16 protein-coding genes are annotated in these 17334 nt (G+C 63.9%); 6 read left to right on the top strand and 10 right to left on the bottom strand.

The genetic code is table 11. From position 1 onward, the window contains the following. Nucleotides 1–444: 444 nt before the first annotated feature. Entirely contained in the window at nucleotides 445–2235 is a 1791-nt protein-coding gene (locus tag I73_RS05865; RefSeq protein WP_022979761.1) for an acyl-CoA dehydrogenase C-terminal domain-containing protein, read from the bottom strand. Nucleotides 2236–2252: 17 nt separating this feature from the next. Next, nucleotides 2253–3038 (bottom strand): enoyl-CoA hydratase/isomerase family protein, encoded by a 786-nt coding sequence (locus tag I73_RS05870; RefSeq protein ID WP_022979762.1) that lies wholly within the window; start codon nucleotides 3036–3038, stop codon nucleotides 2253–2255. 248 nt (nucleotides 3039–3286) lie between these two features. Here I73_RS05870 and I73_RS05875 point away from each other — a divergent pair, with 248 nt between their 5' ends. Beyond that, entirely contained in the window at nucleotides 3287–4258 is a 972-nt protein-coding gene (locus I73_RS05875; RefSeq protein ID WP_022979763.1) for an SDR family NAD(P)-dependent oxidoreductase, read from the top strand. A gap of 35 nt (nucleotides 4259–4293) precedes the next feature. On the opposite strand, the gene I73_RS32415 is transcribed toward I73_RS05875, so the two are convergent. The 3 genes from I73_RS32415 to I73_RS05885 all read right to left on the bottom strand — a co-directional run bounded on the left by I73_RS32415 (nucleotide 4294) and on the right by I73_RS05885 (nucleotide 7132). Continuing rightward, a complete protein-coding gene (locus I73_RS32415; RefSeq protein ID WP_148289702.1) occupies nucleotides 4294–4551 on the bottom strand; it encodes a hypothetical protein in 258 nt (85 codons plus the stop codon). Between the two features lie 45 nt (nucleotides 4552–4596). Next, a complete protein-coding gene (locus tag I73_RS05880) occupies nucleotides 4597–5715 on the bottom strand; it encodes an AraC family transcriptional regulator (protein WP_040499700.1) in 1119 nt (372 codons plus the stop codon). Between the two features lie 313 nt (nucleotides 5716–6028). Further along, the gene (locus I73_RS05885) at nucleotides 6029–7132 is read right to left on the bottom strand and encodes a zinc-binding dehydrogenase (RefSeq protein WP_022979765.1); all 1104 of its coding nucleotides are present in this window, start codon (nucleotides 7130–7132) and stop codon (nucleotides 6029–6031) included. 98 nt (nucleotides 7133–7230) lie between these two features. Here I73_RS05885 and I73_RS05890 point away from each other — a divergent pair, with 98 nt between their 5' ends. Both I73_RS05890 and I73_RS05895 read left to right on the top strand, forming a co-directional pair. Further along, nucleotides 7231–8724: an aldehyde dehydrogenase gene (locus I73_RS05890; protein ID WP_026096366.1), complete on the top strand. Its 1494-nt coding sequence runs from the start codon at nucleotides 7231–7233 to the stop codon at nucleotides 8722–8724. A gap of 53 nt (nucleotides 8725–8777) precedes the next feature. Then, entirely contained in the window at nucleotides 8778–9764 is a 987-nt protein-coding gene (locus I73_RS05895; protein ID WP_022979767.1) for an alpha/beta hydrolase, read from the top strand. 23 nt (nucleotides 9765–9787) lie between these two features. On the opposite strand, the gene I73_RS05900 is transcribed toward I73_RS05895, so the two are convergent. Then, nucleotides 9788–11452 (bottom strand): NAD(P)/FAD-dependent oxidoreductase, encoded by a 1665-nt coding sequence (locus I73_RS05900; RefSeq protein ID WP_022979768.1) that lies wholly within the window; start codon nucleotides 11450–11452, stop codon nucleotides 9788–9790. A 290-nt stretch (nucleotides 11453–11742) separates the two neighbouring features. Here I73_RS05900 and I73_RS05905 point away from each other — a divergent pair, with 290 nt between their 5' ends. The 3 genes from I73_RS05905 to I73_RS05915 are packed head-to-tail and all read left to right on the top strand — an operon-like array spanning nucleotide 11743 to nucleotide 14339. Next, nucleotides 11743–12756, top strand: coding sequence for a hypothetical protein (locus I73_RS05905; RefSeq protein WP_148289703.1), 1014 nt, complete (start codon nucleotides 11743–11745; stop codon nucleotides 12754–12756). Between the two features lie 12 nt (nucleotides 12757–12768). Next, complete coding sequence (locus tag I73_RS05910; RefSeq protein ID WP_022979770.1) at nucleotides 12769–13356, top strand: hypothetical protein; 588 nt, start codon at nucleotides 12769–12771, stop codon at nucleotides 13354–13356. Then, the gene (locus I73_RS05915; protein WP_022979771.1) at nucleotides 13353–14339 is read left to right on the top strand and encodes a 3-oxoacyl-[acyl-carrier-protein] synthase III C-terminal domain-containing protein; all 987 of its coding nucleotides are present in this window, start codon (nucleotides 13353–13355) and stop codon (nucleotides 14337–14339) included. Before I73_RS05910 ends, I73_RS05915 begins: the two co-directional genes overlap by 4 nt. A 56-nt stretch (nucleotides 14340–14395) precedes the next feature. Here I73_RS05915 and I73_RS26240 read toward each other — a convergent pair whose 3' ends face one another. The 4 genes from I73_RS26240 to I73_RS33100 all read right to left on the bottom strand — a co-directional run. Then, nucleotides 14396–14791: an acyl-CoA thioesterase gene (locus tag I73_RS26240; RefSeq protein ID WP_051049065.1), complete on the bottom strand. Its 396-nt coding sequence runs from the start codon at nucleotides 14789–14791 to the stop codon at nucleotides 14396–14398. 104 nt (nucleotides 14792–14895) lie between these two features. Next, nucleotides 14896–15762, bottom strand: a complete 867-nt coding sequence (locus I73_RS05925; RefSeq protein WP_022979773.1) for an enoyl-CoA hydratase-related protein — start codon at nucleotides 15760–15762, stop codon at nucleotides 14896–14898. Between the two features lie 38 nt (nucleotides 15763–15800). Then, nucleotides 15801–16292: a VOC family protein gene (locus I73_RS05930; protein ID WP_022979774.1), complete on the bottom strand. Its 492-nt coding sequence runs from the start codon at nucleotides 16290–16292 to the stop codon at nucleotides 15801–15803. Then, the coding region (locus tag I73_RS33100) for an NAD(P)/FAD-dependent oxidoreductase (RefSeq protein ID WP_022979775.1) at nucleotides 16289–17334 on the bottom strand (1046 nt) is incomplete at its 5' end. The genes I73_RS33100 and I73_RS05930, both read right to left, overlap by 4 nt.

Below are 17334 nucleotides of genomic sequence, written 5' to 3' on the forward strand. Positions count from 1 at the left end.
GCGATGCTCGTGCGCCGCGATGGCGAGTCGTTGAACGCGCTGCTCAAGCGCCTCGACCGTGCGGTGGGGCGCTTCTTCGAACACGACGAGATCACCGACGAAGTCAACGGGCCTTGATCCACGGGGACGCGTCAAGACGGGACGGCTGGCCGCTTACGCACGAGCCTGCAGGGCAAGGCCGCGAGTCGACACCGTCAGGCCACCAGCTGAGGCGCTTGCTTGAACACCGGCATACGCCAGTCACAGCACCTTCAGGATGCCGCCTCGCCGGCCGCAGAAGACGAAGACGTGGTCGCAGAATGGGTAGGCCGCCAGCGCGCTCTGCGCCAGCGTCCTGAACACCGGCATCACCGGCTTCAAGATGACTTGGCCGGACGCTTACGCAGCCTCTCTCGTCAACCCGCTCCAAGGCGTCGGCCGGCGAGCGAACAGAATTTCAAACTCTCAGGCCTCCGCAAGACGCAAGGCATCATCCACGTTCAGCATGGCCTCTGAACCCGCTTCGATGCACGCTTGATGCACCGCCATTCGCGGAAGAAGCTTGTCGAAGTAGAACTGGGCAGTCTGCCGCTTGGCGCGATAGAAGGCTGCATCACTCCCGCTGTCTGCAAGTCGACGCGCAGACACTTCGGCGGCCTGAGCCCACAGGTATCCCAGCGTCACGTAGCCCGAGAGCATCAGGTAGTCGACGGCGATCGCACCGACAAGGTGGGCATCGGATCGCGCCTTGTCGGCGATGTCGTCGGTCACCTTTCGCCAAGTGGCCGCCGCAGCCTGCAGGCGTTGAACCATGCGCTCATTTCCCGCGGCCGGAGCGCGGGCGCACAGCACCTGGATCTCGTCGATGAAGCGGCCCAGCACGGCGCGCTGCGGGCCCAGCACCTTGCGTCCGAGCAGGTCCATGGCCTGGATCGCGGTCGTACCCTCGTAGATGCGGGCAATCCGGATGTCGCGGGCACGCTGTTCCACGCCCGTCTCCTTGATGTAGCCGTGCCCGCCGTGGATCTGGATGGCCAGATCCGTGGCTTCGCCCGCCAACTCGGTCAACACGCCCTTTGCGATGGGCGTGAGCAATGCGAGGCGCTGCTCCGCCTCCTCATGTGCAGCAGCGTCCTCGCCGTCGGCGATCTCGACCCACTTCGCGCAAAGATAGGCCAGTGCGCGCCCACCCTCTGCGACGGCCCGTTGCGTCAGCAGCATCCTGCGCACGTCCGCATGGGCCACCAGCGCATCGGCGGGTTCGCGCGCGCTGCCTGGCGCGCGCCCAGCAAGGCGCTCGTGCGCGTAGGCCAGGCTGTCCTGGTAGGCCGCTTCAGCCTGGGCCACCCCCTGCACTGCAACTCCCAGACGCGATTTGTTCACGAAGAGGAACATGCAGTTCAGACCCCGGTTGGGCGGCCCCACCATCCAGCCCTCGGCGCCGTCGAAAGCCATGGAACAGGTCGCAGACGCTTTGAGGCCCATCTTGTCTTCGATCGAGACGCAGTGCACGTTGTTGATCGCGCCCAGCGTGCCATCGGGTCCAGGCAGCCGCTTGGGCACGGCGAACAGCGAGATGCCGCGCGTTCCGGGCGGCGCGTCCGGCAAGCGCGCCAGCACCAGGTGCACGATGTTGTCTGTCCAGTCATGCTCGCCGGACGAGATGAACATCTTGCTGCCATGGATGCGATAGCGTCCATTTTCGGTCGGCTCGGCTCGCGTGCGCAGCAGGTTCAGGTCGGAACCGCACTGCGGCTCCGTCAGGCACATGGTGCCTGTCCATTCGCCGCTGACCAGTTTGGGCACGATGGCTTCTACTTGGTCGCGCTCCGCAAATCGAATCAGGGTCTTGAGCGCGCCGTCCCCGAGGTGTGTGTAGATGCACCAAGCCTGGTTGGCACTGTTCAGGATCTCGTCGCCGGCGAGCTTGAGCGCATAAGGCACGGGCTGGCCGCCGTGCTCTTCCGGATGACCCAGCCGCGTCCAGCCCGCTTGCACAAATCGCTCGTAGGCCTGCTTGAATCCAGACGGTGTCGTCACGCTGCCATTGTCCCAACGGGCGCCTTCGCGGTCACCGGTGCTGTTCAGTGGCAACAACTCGCGCTCCGCGAACTTGCCGATCGCCTCCAGGATCATCGCAGCGGATTCAGTTCCATCGCCCGAAACTGTGGACTGCGCCCGATCATCCGCAGAAACTGCAGGCAACTCGTTCAGGTAGAACAGCTGGTCCCGAATTGGCGCACGATACTTTTGCATTTTTAGTCCGTTTCGCTTCAGCGTCCGTTGAAGACCGGCGTGCGCTTCTCGAGAAAGGCGCGCACACCCTCGCGCACATCCTCGCTTTTGGAAAGACGATTCTGCAGCGCGGCTTCGTAGGAGACGGCATCACCGAACTCCATTCCGACCGCGACCTTGCGCAGGGCCTGCTTGGCATAGCGCAACGCAAGCGGCGCCTGCTGCGCAAGCCGTTCGGCCAGCGCGCGGGTGTCCTGCAGAAGCGACTCTGCAGGGGTGACCCTATTCGCAATGCCCAGTTGCACACAGCGTGCCGCAGACAGTTTTTCCCCGAGCGCGATCATCTCGTACGCCCGCTTGCTGCCAAGGTGGTGCTGCAACTGCCAAGTAACACCTCCGTCAGGAATCAGGCCGACCGCGCCGAAGGCCGCGTGGAGAAAGGCGTTCTCCGCCATCACGACCATGTCGCAGACCATGACGTAGCCCCCCGCCACGCCGGATGCGGCACCGTTGACGGCCGCCAGGAATGGCTTGGGGGCCTGAGCGATGGCCAGGAGACCCGGCTTGAACTCATCCTCGAGTTGAAACTGCGGCAGGGCATCTGCAGTCACGTTTTCGGTGAGATCCGCCCCTGCCGAGAAGTGGCGCCCCGCGCCGGTGAGAATCACCGCGCGCACGCCGTCGTCGCCTGCAGCCTGCGATATCGCGGACATCAGTTCTCTGCGCATGTCCGCGTCGAAGGCATTCATCGCCTTCGGCCGGTTCAGTGTGATGGTCGCCACGCGGTTCGTGACTTCGTACAGGATGGTTTGGTACTGGCTCATGCTGGCGATTTGGAGTCCCGCGCAGTCTAGGGCTCGCGCACGACAGCACCAATGACCATGCCGGACAAGCACATTGACGCCGGGCGACATCCGTCCATCAGGAGCGCAGCGCTGCCCGCGCCGCGGCGCAATCGACACGCGCAATCGCCCTCGAATTCGTCTTCAGCGTCAATCCACGTGTGCTGAGAAGACAGTGCAGGTGGCGCGCCCGATGGCACGCTAGCCAGATCAGCACAGAGGATATTTTGATGAAGGACTCAACGATCGGCCTGCCGGGGGGAGCCGCGCTGACCGCTGCCGAAGTCTGTGCGGGCGCCCGCCTCCACGGCAAGCTGGCCGTGATCACCGGCGCCTCGACGGGCATCGGCCTGGAAACCGCGAGTGCGCTTGCGCTGGCCGGCGCCCATGTGTTCCTGGGTGCGCGCGATGAACAGGCGTTGATGAACGCCAAGCAGCGCATCGCCGCGAGTTCTCCTTGGTCGGAGGTCAGTGTCCATCGGCTCGACCTCATGCTGGAATCCAGCATTCTCGCCTTCGCCAATGCCGTGGAATCGCTTGGCCGGCCGGTGGACATCCTCATCTGCAACTCCGGCGTCATGGCCTGCCCCCTGACACGCACCCATTCCGGGATGGAAGCGCAGTTCATGACCAACTATGTCGGCCATGCATTCCTGACGAGCAGGCTAAGCCGCATGCTGAGGTCCGCCCGATCCGCAAGGTTTGTGTCGCTCAGTTCATCCGCACATCACCTCGCGTCGGTGAACCTGGACGATCCATCCTTTCTGAGGCGCCCCTACGACCGCTGGGCTGCGTATGGGCAGTCCAAGACCGCCGCCGCGCTGCTTGCCGTCCAGGTGCATCAGCGCATGGCCGAAGACGGCGTGACAGGCTTTGCGGTTCATCCCGGGCTGATCAAGACGGAGCTTGCACGCCATCTGAACGCAGCTGAAAGGGCAGCGATCGACAGGCGCATTGAATCAGCAGGCACCACATCGCGCTGGAAGACAATCGCTGCCGGAGCCGCGACGACTGCTTGGGCCGCTACCGCCGCCATGCTCCACGACCTAGGTTCTGCCTACCTTGAAGACTGCAGCGTAGCGCGGCCGATCTGTCAGCCCAATTTCCTCCACGGCGTGATGCCCTACGCACGGGACTCCGGCTTGGCACAGGAGTTGTGGCGTGTCACAGAGGAATTGCTGGGAGCGACACTGCCCCTGTAGAACGGAACCCGGCGGCGCCCCGGCGCTGCGCGTCGTCACGGGCTGTGCTGAAAGAGTGCGGTGATGCTGAGAGCTCCGGACGGAACACACGTCGTCTGGTAGCCATGGATCGCACACTGTGCGCCATAGGTATATGGATGGTTGACCAAGCCTGCAGTGGCCAGCGGCTGCCCGCCTTCACCGTCATCCACCGGCAGCACTTTGCCGCCCGCCAGCGACGCTGCACCGTGCCCTGCTGTCAGGAAAAGGCCGCCCGCTGCAGCGACCACGGCCATTGCATACCGCATTTTCATTCCTGTCTCCTTTTGGCCGGCGCAACTCGCTGCGCCAGGACGCGGCTAGCCGCCGCTCAAGCTCTGACGATGAGGGGAATCGCCTTGCGCCTCCGATCCCACCTTCCGCGAGCCGTCAGCACGTTGGGCATCCGAGCCACGGTGGGACCGTTGCTTCGCGTAGGCGGACGGCGTCATACCAGTCCAGCGATTGAAGGCGCGAATGAGACTGCTCGCCTCCGAGAATCCCGATCGTTGCGCGACTTCCTCGACGGGCAGAAACTGCTTGCTCAGGTAGTATTTGGCGGCTTCGCAACGAACCTGGTCCCTGATCTCGCTGAAAGAGAAACCTTCGCACGCCAGACGCCGCCTCAGAGTCTGCGGATGGATCGAGAACTGTGCTGCGACCTCTTCGAACTCGGGCAGCCAGGGAAGCTTCTTCGTGAGGAGCGTGCGAAGCCGGTCCGCCCAAATGCGATCATCGATCGCGCCGCAGGTAATCTCCTGGACGTCGTTCTGGAGCAGTTCCTGAAGATCGCGCCCATCTCGCCGAACCGGGAGATCGAGTACCGCCCGATCGAAGCGGAGAGCCGCGCGCGGCCGTCCAAATACGGCCTGCGCCCCCGGAAACATCCATTCATACTCGTCCACGTGCTCGGGCGCTGCGTGCGGCAGCGTCACCGAATAGAGCGACACCGGGCGCTTGAGCAACCATGACACGAAACGCCACATGGTCATGTAAGTCATTTCGTACATGTACAGATCCGGTTGGGGATCCGACTCGGTCCCCACCATCTCGATCAACGCGTCGTCGCCTTCGACAATCAGTCGTGGGGACAAGCCTCGCTCAAGCAGGCGGTAGAACCTGCACATCCTCCCCAGCGAGTGGCCGATCGAACCCGGGTGCACGGCAGAAAAGCAGGCCATCTGCCAGGTGCCCACCTTGGATGGCACGGAGACATAGCCGAGCGATTCGTCGTCCATCATGCGCCGCACCGCCAGTTGCAAATCAGCGTAGCGTGTCAACGGGATTCGCGCCGTCCGGCTCTTCAGCGACCCGGGGTCGATGCCTTTTCGGAGCAGGAGCGCCTCGACTTCGTGAGCGGGTGCCTGGAGATGCCGCAGCGCCGATAAGAGGAACGACATGGGCACCGTGGTGCCGACCGGGACTGCCATTGCCTTCATATCGGTTCCCCAGAATCAACTGCGACTTCTAATGTCTACTAATGTCTACAGCTGTCATGGTGACAGTATTGAAGAGTCGCCGGTCTAGGAGAAACCCGCAACGGTCATCGAGATCGGGGACCTTGATGGTGAGGACACAGCCAACCCCGGGGGACTGCGGCACCTTCAGCTTCGGAAAATCCCGTACAGGGCGAAGTTGGCTCTGCGGGGACAGGACTCCGCGCATTCGCGGGGCCTTAGGCGCGACACGGCATGTCGCCAGCCGCCCACCTCCGGCCGCCGACTGCACCGGCGGCAGCAAGAGCAGAAGAGTTCAGTCGAACACGACCACTGTGCGCCCCACCGAAGTCCGGTCGCGCATCGCTTGAAACGCTTTGTTGACGTCCTCCAGGCGCACGTGCTGCCCAACCAGTTCGTCCAGCTTGATGCGGCCACGGCTGTACAGGTCGGCGTAGCGCGGAATGTCGAGTCGAAACTGCGTGGCCCCCATCAGAACCCCCTGCACCGACTTGGCGGAAGTGACGAGGTCAAAGGCGTTGAAGGCGTATTCCACTTGCGGCGTGGGTTGACCCACGAGATAGACCGAGCCCCCCTTTGCTGCCATCTTCGTCACCTGTGCGGCGGTCTTCGCGACGCCCACCACCTCGAACGCATGGTCAGCGCCGCCGCCGGTCAACTCACGCACGGCCGCAACGGCATCGCCCGCCTGAGCATCCACCACCGCATCAGCGCCGAACTGCACGGCCAGACCAAGCTTAGCGTCGTCGACGTCGACGGCGACCACGAAGCCTGCACCGGCCAGTCGCGCCCCCTGCACGATGTTCAGGCCGACGGCACCGCACCCGACGACGACCACCTTGTCGCCCGCGTGGATGCACGCCGCCTTTGTTGCAGCGCCAACGCCCGTGACCACACTGCAGCCCAGCAGTGCCGCCCGGTCGAGCGCCAAGTCGGAGCGAACCCGTACCGTGGCCAGTTCGGAGACGAGCACCCGCTCCGCCAGGCCGCCGATGTGCGCGGACTGAGTCACTCGTGCGCCGCCACGAGAGATTCGCGATGGCATTCCTTTGTTGCGTCCCAGCACACGGTGCTGCTCCGTACATAGCCAGGTCTTGCCCTGAACGCACATGGTGCACAGGCCGCAGTGGCCGGACAGGCAGGTGACGACATGATCTCCAGGAGCCAGACTTCGCACGCCCGGCCCCACCTCCGCCACGACACCGGCAACTTCATGGCCCAGCACGATGGGCAGACGAAACCCGTAGTCATGGTCGATGTAGCTCAAGTCCGAATGGCAAAGCCCGCTGGCGCGGACCTGGACGAGGACTTCTCCTTCACGAGGGCTGTCCAGCTCCACCTCATCGATCACCAGCGGCGCCCCAACCTTCTCCAGCAACGCCGCCTTGACCTTCGCCATGTCTGTTCCTTTGCTTCCAATGCGAACGATTCTTCTATACTGACAGTATGACAGTAATGAGATACGATGTCCACGAACTCACTACCTAAGTGACATTCATGACCGCATTCACGATTCCAGACGCCGCCACACCTGCCGTACGCGAATTTGCGGCGCGCACACATAAGCTTCTTATCGACGGCGTATGGGTTGATCCTGTGGAAGGCGCCCACTTCACCACGCCCGACCCCGCCACGGGCAAGTCCATTGCGGTGATCGCCGAAGCTGGGGTTCAGGACATCGATCGCGCAGTACGGGCCGCACGGGCAGCCTTCGATGGCCCTTGGTCCCGGCTGACCCCCATTGACCGCGGCCAGGTCATTGCTCGCTTGGCCGCGCTTATCGACCAACACGGGGACGAGTTGGCAGAACTCGAAGCCCTGGACAACGGCAAGCCCGCACGCATCGCACGCAAGGTCGACATCCGCCTGTGTGTCGAGGCATTCCAGTACGCCGCCGGCTGGCCGACCAAGATCAGCGGCGAGACGGTGCCCCATAGCGCGCCTGACCAGTTCGTCTACACGCTCAAGCAGCCGGTCGGGGTGTGCGCCATGATCGTGCCCTGGAACTTCCCGCTGCTGATGGCCAGCCTGAAGGTCGCCCCCGCCCTGGCGGCGGGTTGCACCGTCGTTCTCAAGCCGGCAGAGCAGACGTCGCTTACCGCGCTGCGCCTTGCCGAGCTTGCGCTCGAAGCAGGCATTCCGGCCGGCGTGCTGAACGTGGTCACCGGTGGCGCAGCGACTGGCGAAGCGCTCGTGAAGCATCCGGGCATCGACAAGATCGCGTTCACGGGGTCCACCGAAGTGGGGCGCAAGATCGCCGCCAGTGCCGGCGCGACGCTCAAGCACGTGACGCTGGAACTGGGCGGCAAGTCGGCCAACATCATCATGCCGGACGCAGACCTGGACGCGGCGACGCTGGGATCGTTCTACGCGATCTACCAGAATACCGGCCAGGCCTGCTTCGCCGGTTCCCGCCTCTACGTTCACCGCGACCATTTCGACAAGGTTGTGAGCGGGATCGCCGAACGTGCGCGCACTCAGCGTCTCGGGCATGGCCTTGACCCGAAGACGCAACTTGGGCCGGTGGTATCGGCCGAGCAGTACGATCGCGTGCGGCGCTACATTGAGCTGGGCAAGGCCGAGGGTGCCGAGCTAGTCACCGGCGGTGGCCGTGGCGTCAAGAGCCCCGATGGCTGGTTCATCGAACCCACCCTGTTCGCCTGCACTTCAGACGACATGCGCATCAGCCGAGAGGAGATCTTCGGTCCAGTCCTCGTGGCTCACCCTTACGACAGCGTTGAGGAATTGATTCGCCGAGCCAACGACTCCGAATACGGACTGGCCGCCGGCGTGTGGACCCGGGACGTCGCCGTTGCCCACCGGATGGCCAAAGGCTTGCGCGCCGGCTTCGTCTTTGTCAACGGATGGGGCTGGATCGACCCAGCCGCGCCTTTCGGCGGCGTCAAGGCCTCCGGCCTGGGCCGGGAAATGGGACGCGAAGGTCTGGACGCCTACCTGGAGACCAAGACCGTCTGGCTCGGCCTTGCCTGAGCGTTTGCGAACCCGGCTCAACCCGCCTTCCCGACCTTTCAAGTTCCACTTCCATGCAGACGTCAATCAAACCAAAAACCTTCTATCTGATCGCCAGCGAACTGATCCCTACGCTCCACGCTCTGCCCTGCTTCGATCTGAACGACACCGTGCTACCGGCGGTCCGGGCCGGCCTGTCGGCAACGGTTGCCAAGCGCCCGTCACTACCACCCACGCTGGCCAAGGTGCACTGCGAAGAGCGAATGCTGCCCGGGCCGGCAGGGGCGCCTGCGGTACGTGTATTGGTCTATACCCCAGCCGAGCAGTCCGACAGACCACGCCCTGCCCTCTTGCACATTCACGGAGGCGGCTTCGTGTTCGGTGCGCCCGAGGTTGGAGATCCCTTGATGCGCTCGCTGGTCACCGACCTGGGCTGCGTCGCCGTGTCGGTGGCCTACCGCCTGGCGCCGGAGACCCGCTTTCCGGGCGCGCTCGAGGACTGCTACGCCGCCCTGCTCTGGCTGCACGAGCAGGCACAGGCCCTGGACGTGGACCGTGCCCGCATCGCGGTCTACGGTGAAAGCGCAGGCGGAGGTCACGCAGCCGCCCTGTCGCGCCTGGCCCTTCAACGCGGCGAGGTCTCGGTCTGCCTGCAGTTGCTCGAAGCACCTATGCTCGATGATCGAACCGGGAGCACGTCGGCCGCACATCCCTATTGCGGCGAGTTCGTGTGGAAATCATCGAGCAACAGCTTCGGTTGGCGCGCGCTGCTGGGTACAGAGCCAGGTTCGCCGGACGTTCCGGCACAGGCCGTGCCGGCGCGGGCGTCGGACTTGGCAGGTCTACCGCCGACCTTCATCATGGTCGGTGCACTCGATCTGTTCCTCGAGGAGGACCTTGAATACGCCCGGCGCCTGATTCGTGCGGGCGTTCCGACGGAACTTCACGTCATTCCCGGCGCATTCCACGGCTTCGCCGCGATCGAAAGTGCGGTCCCTCTGGTACAGACCAGCCTGCGCCTGCGCCGCGATGCGTTGGCGCGGGCTTTCAGGATGTCTTGAAGAGGTATGGCGGCCGCGCCGCCCTACGGCGCGGCCGAGAACTCGTACGAGTCAAACCTGGAATCTCGCTCCTGGTTGCAGGCCTTTCGGTAATTGAGCATGCCTCCGGTGAACGCGAGGATCTGTCGCTTCTTGCCGGGCACGTTTGCGCCGATATACCAACTGTCGGTCTTCCCCCAGACGCCGTAGGTGGCCGCCTTTTCCACCTTTTCGGTCCACGCCTGTTGAGCCCGCGGCTTCACTCGTGCGGTCGCGTTCCCGCTCTTGCGCATCTCGCACAACAGGTCCGCGATCCAGTCGACCTGGAATTCATTGGTCCGCACCACGTTGGTCAGCACTGAAGGGCTGCCAGGGCCACCGATCATGTAGAAGTTCGGAAACTCCACCAGTGAGATTCCCAGCAGACTGGCGGTCCCCTCGGCCCAGACCTGCTTCAATGATCGGCCGCTCTCGCCTCGAATGTCGATGCTCGTCAGCGCGCCCGTGACCGCATCGAAACCCGACGCGAGAATGAGCACGTCGATCTCGTACTCCTTGCCGGCGACCACGGCACCCTTTTCGGTCAGTCGCTCCATCGGCGTGGCCTTGACGTCCACGAGGCTCACGTTCGGACGCTCGAAGGTCTCGAAGTAGCGAGTGCCGACGCACGGGCGCTTGGTGCCGAAGGGGAACTTCCCCGGCTCGAGCTTTTCGGCGAGTTCCGGATCTCTCACGAAGGTCCGAACCTTGCTGCGCAGGAAATCGGAGACATCGGCATTGACCTCCGGACTTGTGAACACGTCGCGGAATGCATAACCGACCATCGCACCGCCAAGTTCCCAGCGCCTTTCGAGAAACTGCAGGCGCTCCTGCCGGCTGAGGTCGGCCCCATTGGTGTAAATCGGCTGCCTGGCGATGTCCTCATCCAGGAAGATGTCGCCGCCGCCGCTGACTTCGCTCTTGTCGAGCTTGGCGCGGATTTCCGCGCGATGCGTCTTCCACCATTCGTAGTCCGCGTCGGTCAGCGGCCTGTTCCGCGCGGGCGAGTAGTAGTTGCGCGTGCGCATGAAGACATACAGATGCGCGCACTGCTCGGCCACCAGCGGAATCAACTGGGTCCCTGACGACCCGGTGCCAATGACGCCCACGCGCTTGCCCGCGAGATCCGGACCAGGCGTTGGCCAGCGGGCCGTGTGGATCATCTGCCCCTTGTACTCCGACAAGCCGGGAATGTCGGGCATGATGGGCGTCGAGATCGGCCCCGGCGACGAAATGAAGTGACGGGCCCGGAACACCTCGCCGTGTTCGGTCTGCAGGTGCCACAGTTGATCGCCATTGGCGAAATGCGCCTTGACAATCTTCGTGCTGAAACGAATGTCCTTGCGCAAGTCCAGCCGTGTGGCCACCCACTGCAGATACCTGCAAATCTCGTCGCGCCCGGCGTAGCGCTCCGACCACCGCCACTCCGCGTCGATGATGGGCGAGAACGAGTAGCAATAGACGAGGCTCTCGACATCACAGCGGGCGCCCGGATACCCATTCCAGTACCAGGCGCCGCCGGTGTCGGCGGCGGCCTCGAACGCCATTACCTTGAAGCCGTCTTGTCGCAGGCGATGCAGTGCATGCAAGCCTCCGAAGCCAGCGCCCATGATCAAAGCGTCGTAAATCTTCTCTTCTTGAACTGTCACGGCCGTCACGTCGAGTCCCACCAGTGCTGAATGCGGCATCCCGAATGGGGCAGCTGCTGCGCACCATGGTCAGGACATAGGCGTTGACTATACTGTCATTGAGACAGTAGCGCAATGCGTGACGTTTGCTGGGCATCATTGCTCGGCGCGCGGCGGTAGGCGACCTGGTCTGCATTCCTCCATACCAGGAAAGGTTCACGGAGGCCCAGCCTAGGGAAGCTCCGGACTTGCCCCATTGCTCTACTGTCCATGCGCCAGTATATTGAGCATCCACCCACCTCATCTCGGAGACAGCGAACGTGGCGACAGGCATGGAGGTTTACCAAGACATCGAACGCTGTTTCGAGGCTGGTTGGTCGGACGGACTTCCAGTCATTCCCCCCTACGGATCCCTGGTCGACGCAATGCTGCAGGCTTGCGGCTGGTCGGCCACGGAGGTCGTCGGCAAGATCGAAAAGCAGCACATCGAGGTCCGCGGCGAGCACCTGGCTGCCGCGGCCGTGATGGCGGGGTGCAAACCCGAGTACGGGCGATGCCTGCGCGCTCTCGGCCAAGCGCTGCTGGACCCGCCGCTGAATCTCTCGGGCTCCGAGGTGACCACGGGCGGTGTCTCGCTGACGGTCTTTGCCAGTGGCTCCATCGTGGAGGAGCTCGGCTTCGAGCATGAGGCAAACGCGCTCGGCGCGAACAATCGTGTCAACGCGACCATCGGCCGTTTCGCGCAATTGGTCCGGCTGTTCTGCGGCCGCGCAGGCGGCGTGCTGCAGGCCCATGGAACCCTTGGCCATCCCGGGCGCCTGTCGTTCTGCATCGCGGAGCATCCGCGCACGCACTGGCCTTCGTTCCATACTCAGTTCGACCTTTCGGGACAAAGCTCCGCCGTCGCCGTGATGAGCACCGAAGGGCCCATCAGCGTCAACAACCACTATGCCGCTACCGGTGAGCAGGTGCTGCGCACCATCGCCGATACGATCGCCCACTTCGGATCAACGAGCTTCTACTATCGGTCCGGTGGCTATGTCGTCGCGCTGGCCCCTGACCACATGGATCTCGTGCGGAAGAGTTTCAACCGCGACGAAGCACGCCGCTTCATCTACGAGCGCGCGGTGCGCCCCACCAACGACCTCATCGAAGTGGGGCGGATCGCACGCGATCCGGCGCCGATGTGGGAGGTGCGCCCAGGTGAGCCGCGCCGCCCGATGCACTCGGAAAGCCAGCTGTCCTTCATCGAGACCGGCAAGGAGGGGGGCAAGTTCTCGGCCGTGATCCCTCGCTGGGCGGGCGGCATCCACGTCGCGACCAAGGCGATCGCGCCAGCACAGTAAGAGGAGAGTCACATGAGCGAGTTCGCCATGCCCGACGACAAGGTCATGAGCTGCGGCGATGTCAGCTGCGAGTTCCTGGTCAGTCCCATCCCGCGTCCGAAGCCACCCGCGTTCAAGGTCAATATGACGCCAAGCAAACGGGAAGTTGTCTTCGTCGACAACAACAAACCCAACGCGATGGCGATCCTTCGCGGCGCGCAGGCGATCCTTCGTTCCCGCGGCGTCGCGGTGCGCGAGGAGATCAAGACCAAGTTGAACGCGGGCGTTCCTCTCGACGATGCCGAACTGAGGGATCTCGTATCGCGCGACGGCTTCATCTTCTGCGGCGTATCGGATTGCGGCAGTTGCTCCGCCAGCAGCGCACTCGACTCCATCCTGCTGCAGCAGCGGGGCGCCGCCGGCTTTGCGGTTCTGACGCACCCCTTCGCCTCGCAGGTGGAGCGCATCGGTGTCCATTACGAGACCGACAGACCCATTCCACTGATCGTCCTCGAGCATCCCATGCAGAACGTCTCCGAAGCCGAACTCCAGGCACGCTCGCTGGCACTGGCCGATGGGGTGCAGGCCATCGTCGAACAATCCACCGGGCCAGCAGCATGAGCGAAGCGCTGAACATCCATGGCGTGGGCGTGAGCCTTCCCGCATCCCGCCCAGTCGTCGACCTGGCAACAGCGGTCGGCGGCCATGTCGAGGACTACTCGGGCTGGCGCCAGGTCGCTGTCGGCTCGGACGCGGACCACCCGGGCAATCTTGCTTCCCGGGCGTTGCGTGCGGCGCTGGCGCACGCCGACATCCCGGCCTCGGAGATGAAGTTCGTCGTCTCGACCGGCCTGTCGCGGGAGTACCTGGGGTCCTGGTCCTGCGCCATCGAGGTGATGCGCCAGCACGACATGCCCAGCACGTGCATCCCCTTGGATATCTCATGCGGATGCGTGGCCACCCTGTCCGCGCTGCCGCTCGTGCGCGGTCTGCTCGCAGCGCAAGGTGGTGGCTACGCCGCCATCGTTGCCGGCGAGCGGCTGAGCGACACGGTTGACCGCGCCGACAACGCCGCCCCGCACCTCTGGCCCTACGGGGACGGTGGCTCTGCCATCATCGTTGGAGTGAACACCCGTACGCCAGCCCTCTGGCAATTGGAGTCGACAGGGTTCTCCAGCCATGCACCTTTCGCAGGGATACTGCGCGTCGAGTACGGTGGTACTCGGCATCCCACCGCGCCCCCGGGGTCAACGAACTACCGCCGCTTCCAGCCGGTTCCGCTGGCAGAGATCCGCGACGCGTATGTCCAGGGCTACCACAACGCCTTCACCCGGGCCTTTGCGGGCACGACGGCCAGACCACAACGAGTCGTCTGCAACCAGATGTCGCCCAACTTCCTGCCCGCGATTGCCGAGTACGCCGGCGTCCCGCTCGAGCGCGTCGTGGTGACCGGGCACGATCATGGTCACGTCGGCGCTGCGGACCTCGGCATCGGCCTGAGGCGTCTGATCGATGCGGGCCAGAGCGACACCATCCTGGCGCTCGGCGCGAGCACGCCCTTCGCATTCGGTGCTGCAGTGCTTCTGCCGGCCGCGAAACGCTAATGAACCCATGTAGCGGCTTGAATCTGGCTCCATGCAGCACAGCCGCCACGTCGGAATCACGAACACCGATTGCTGACTGGGGGGCAGGCCGGCCGCGGGGTCGAACAGGCCAGCCCCTCAGCGCCGACCACCTCGTAGATGAAGTTTGCCTGCGTCACCTTGCCGTAGGGCTCCTGCGCGTGCACTCTTTCGGTGAGAACCAGGATCGTCGCCGCGATGAAGATGCCCCTGGCGCGCTCCGCCCTCGCGTAGAAGGACAGCACATCGCCGACGCGGACGGGCTGCCTGAACACAAAGCCACTGGCTGACACCGTCGCGACCGGCGCCCGCGCAAGACGGGCTGTCATCATCGAGCCAGCCAGGTCGCACTGCGCCATGACCCAGCCACCGGAAATGTCGCCATCGGGATTGGCGTCCTTGGGTCGCGGGACCGTCTCGAGCACCAGTTCCATGTCGGGCGCCAAGCCGTCCACGGTGGTGACACCGCCATGTCCCCGCGTGGAACTGTGCGCCACCCTGGCTTTACGGTCCACGAGCGGAATCGATGAATGCCGGACTACAAGAACGTCTTCGGCTCGAGCCAGGGAAAGATGTCCGGAAGACCGTCGCTCACCCGGTCTTCGAACGCAGGAGCACGCTTCTCTAGGAACGAAGTCACACCCTCGCGCGCGTCGGACGTCTGGCCGCGCGCAAGAATTGCGCGCGAATCTGCCCGGTGCGCCTCCATCGGGTGCGGCAAGGTCAGACCGGTCCACAGCATCCGGCGTGACAGGGCGACGCTGACAGGCGCGGCGTTGTCCGCAATCTCGCGGGCCAGCGCCCGCGCCGCCGGCAGCACGTCGCCCACCGGTAGTACCTTGCGGACCAAGCCGGCTTCGAGTGCCTCATCGGGGCTGAACATTCTTCCGGTCGCGACCCACTCCATGGCTCGCGAGATACCCACGATGCGAGGCAGAAACCAGGAAGACGCCGCCTCGGGCACGATGCCGCGACGCGCGAATACAAAACCCAGCTTCGCCCCCGCCGCCACGAAGCGCACGTCCATGGCCAGCGTCATCGTCAGTCCGACGCCGGCAGCGCTGCCATTGATGGCAGCGATGACCGGCTTCTTGGACTCGAAGATGCGAAGCGTGATCAGCCCCCCGCCGTCGCGTGGAACAGTTTCTCCTGCTTCTTGCAGATCGAAAGCGTCTGCGCCCCTGCTGATGTCTGCGCCAGCGCAGTACGCGCGGCCCGCACCGGTGAAGATGATCGCCTTGACGTCGTCGTCGGCGTCGGCAAGATCCATTGCCGCCAATATCTCCACGAGCATCTGCTGCGTCAACGCGTTCAGTTGCTCCGGCCGATTGAGCACAATGGTCAGTGTGCCCTCCGAAACCTCGTATCGGATCTGCTGGAATTTGGGGTGCGGAGCGGGTGACATCGCTTATTGACTGTGGAAATCCTGGAACGCCCGATTCTTCACCGACACTCGGCCTTCATGGCCTCGAAGTGCTTCTTGACCTCCGCGGAGATCTGCGCCAACTCGAGCAAGGCAGAGCCTGAGCCCGGCGCGCGAACGTATCCATACCGCCCCATACCTGGAATGTCGAGGCTGAAGACAGCCTCCACACCTTCGGATGCGTAGTCGCGGACCGCCTTGTCGAGGTCTTCGACTTCGATGCACAAGTGATGCAGACCGGGACCGGACGTGCGCAAAAATTCTTCGTACGGGTTGTCGTCACCGGACACAGGGGCAATGACCTCCAGCTGCAGGTCGCCTACGTAGGTCAGCGATTGGTTCACGACAAAGCTGGCAGGCTTGCCCATCCACTGGGTGCGGCTCGGATCGGTCGCCCAGTTGTAGTTGCGAAACCACTTCTTGACGCCAAACTGCCTGGCCAGAGCATCCTCCATGGCCTGGAAGTCACGAGCCACGTAGGCGATCTGGATCGGTACGGCAAGGTTCGTCACTGAACGGTCTCCTTATTCACGGTCTGGCCGCGCGAGGGCGCGCGGCTGGCGTCAACTTGTGATGTGGTCGCCTTGCGCGTCACCACATAGCTTTCCATGTCGAAAGGCGCACTCATGGCCTTGTGCATCTGCTTCACAGTGCCCGGCCATACCGAGACATTGATGCCTTCGCGCGTCGTGTAGTAGCTGGTGCATCCGCCGACGGCCGGATTCCAAACGGACTTCTCGAACTGTGCATCCTTGAACCGCGTCCACTGATCCTGTGCTTCGGGGCGGACCTCGATGGCCTCCACATCCTGCCTACGCATCGCCTCGATGGCAGACCTGATATAGCGCGACTGCATTTCGACCGAAAGGGGCACGGAGTAGGTTCCCGCGTTGGGTCCCATGACGATGAACGCATTGGGGAATCCGGCGGTCATCGTTGCGCGATAGGTGCGCGGCGTCCCGGCAAAGACCTCCGTCATGCTGCGGCCGTCTCGGCCCCGCACAAGATCGAACGCGCCTTGCGAGTTCGTGAAGCCCGTGCCCCAGATGATCGTGTCGACTTCGAACTCCCGTCCGTCCGCCGCGACAACGGTTCGTTCGCGGATTTCCGCCAGGCCGGAGGCCACGTAGTCCACATTGTTGGCAGTGATGGCTGGGTAGAAGTCGTTCGACTGCAAGGGCCGCTTGCAGCCGATTCGATACTGGGGAGTCAGAAGGGCCCGCAGTTGGGGGTCGGCCACGGACTTCTGAAGGTGACTACGGGCACCCTTTTCAACGAGAGACATTCCGATGTTGCGCATGGTGAGCGCCACGAATACATCCAAACCCGCCATCCAGGCCCAGCGCAGGCGACGCTGCCGGCCCAGCGCGCGCCGGGGTTCCTCGTTCGCCGGGAAATCCTGCTCCGCCTTCGCCACGACCCACGGGGGCGTACGCTGCATCACCACGAGGCGGTCCGCCTTCTTCTGGATGTGCGGGATGAACTGGATCGCCGACGCACCGGTACCGATCACGGCAATCCGCCTGCCCTGCGGAACAAAATCTTCAGGCCACT

Source organism: Ideonella sp. B508-1, from assembly GCF_000333615.1.
GTDB lineage: Bacteria > Pseudomonadota > Gammaproteobacteria > Burkholderiales > Burkholderiaceae_C > Ideonella.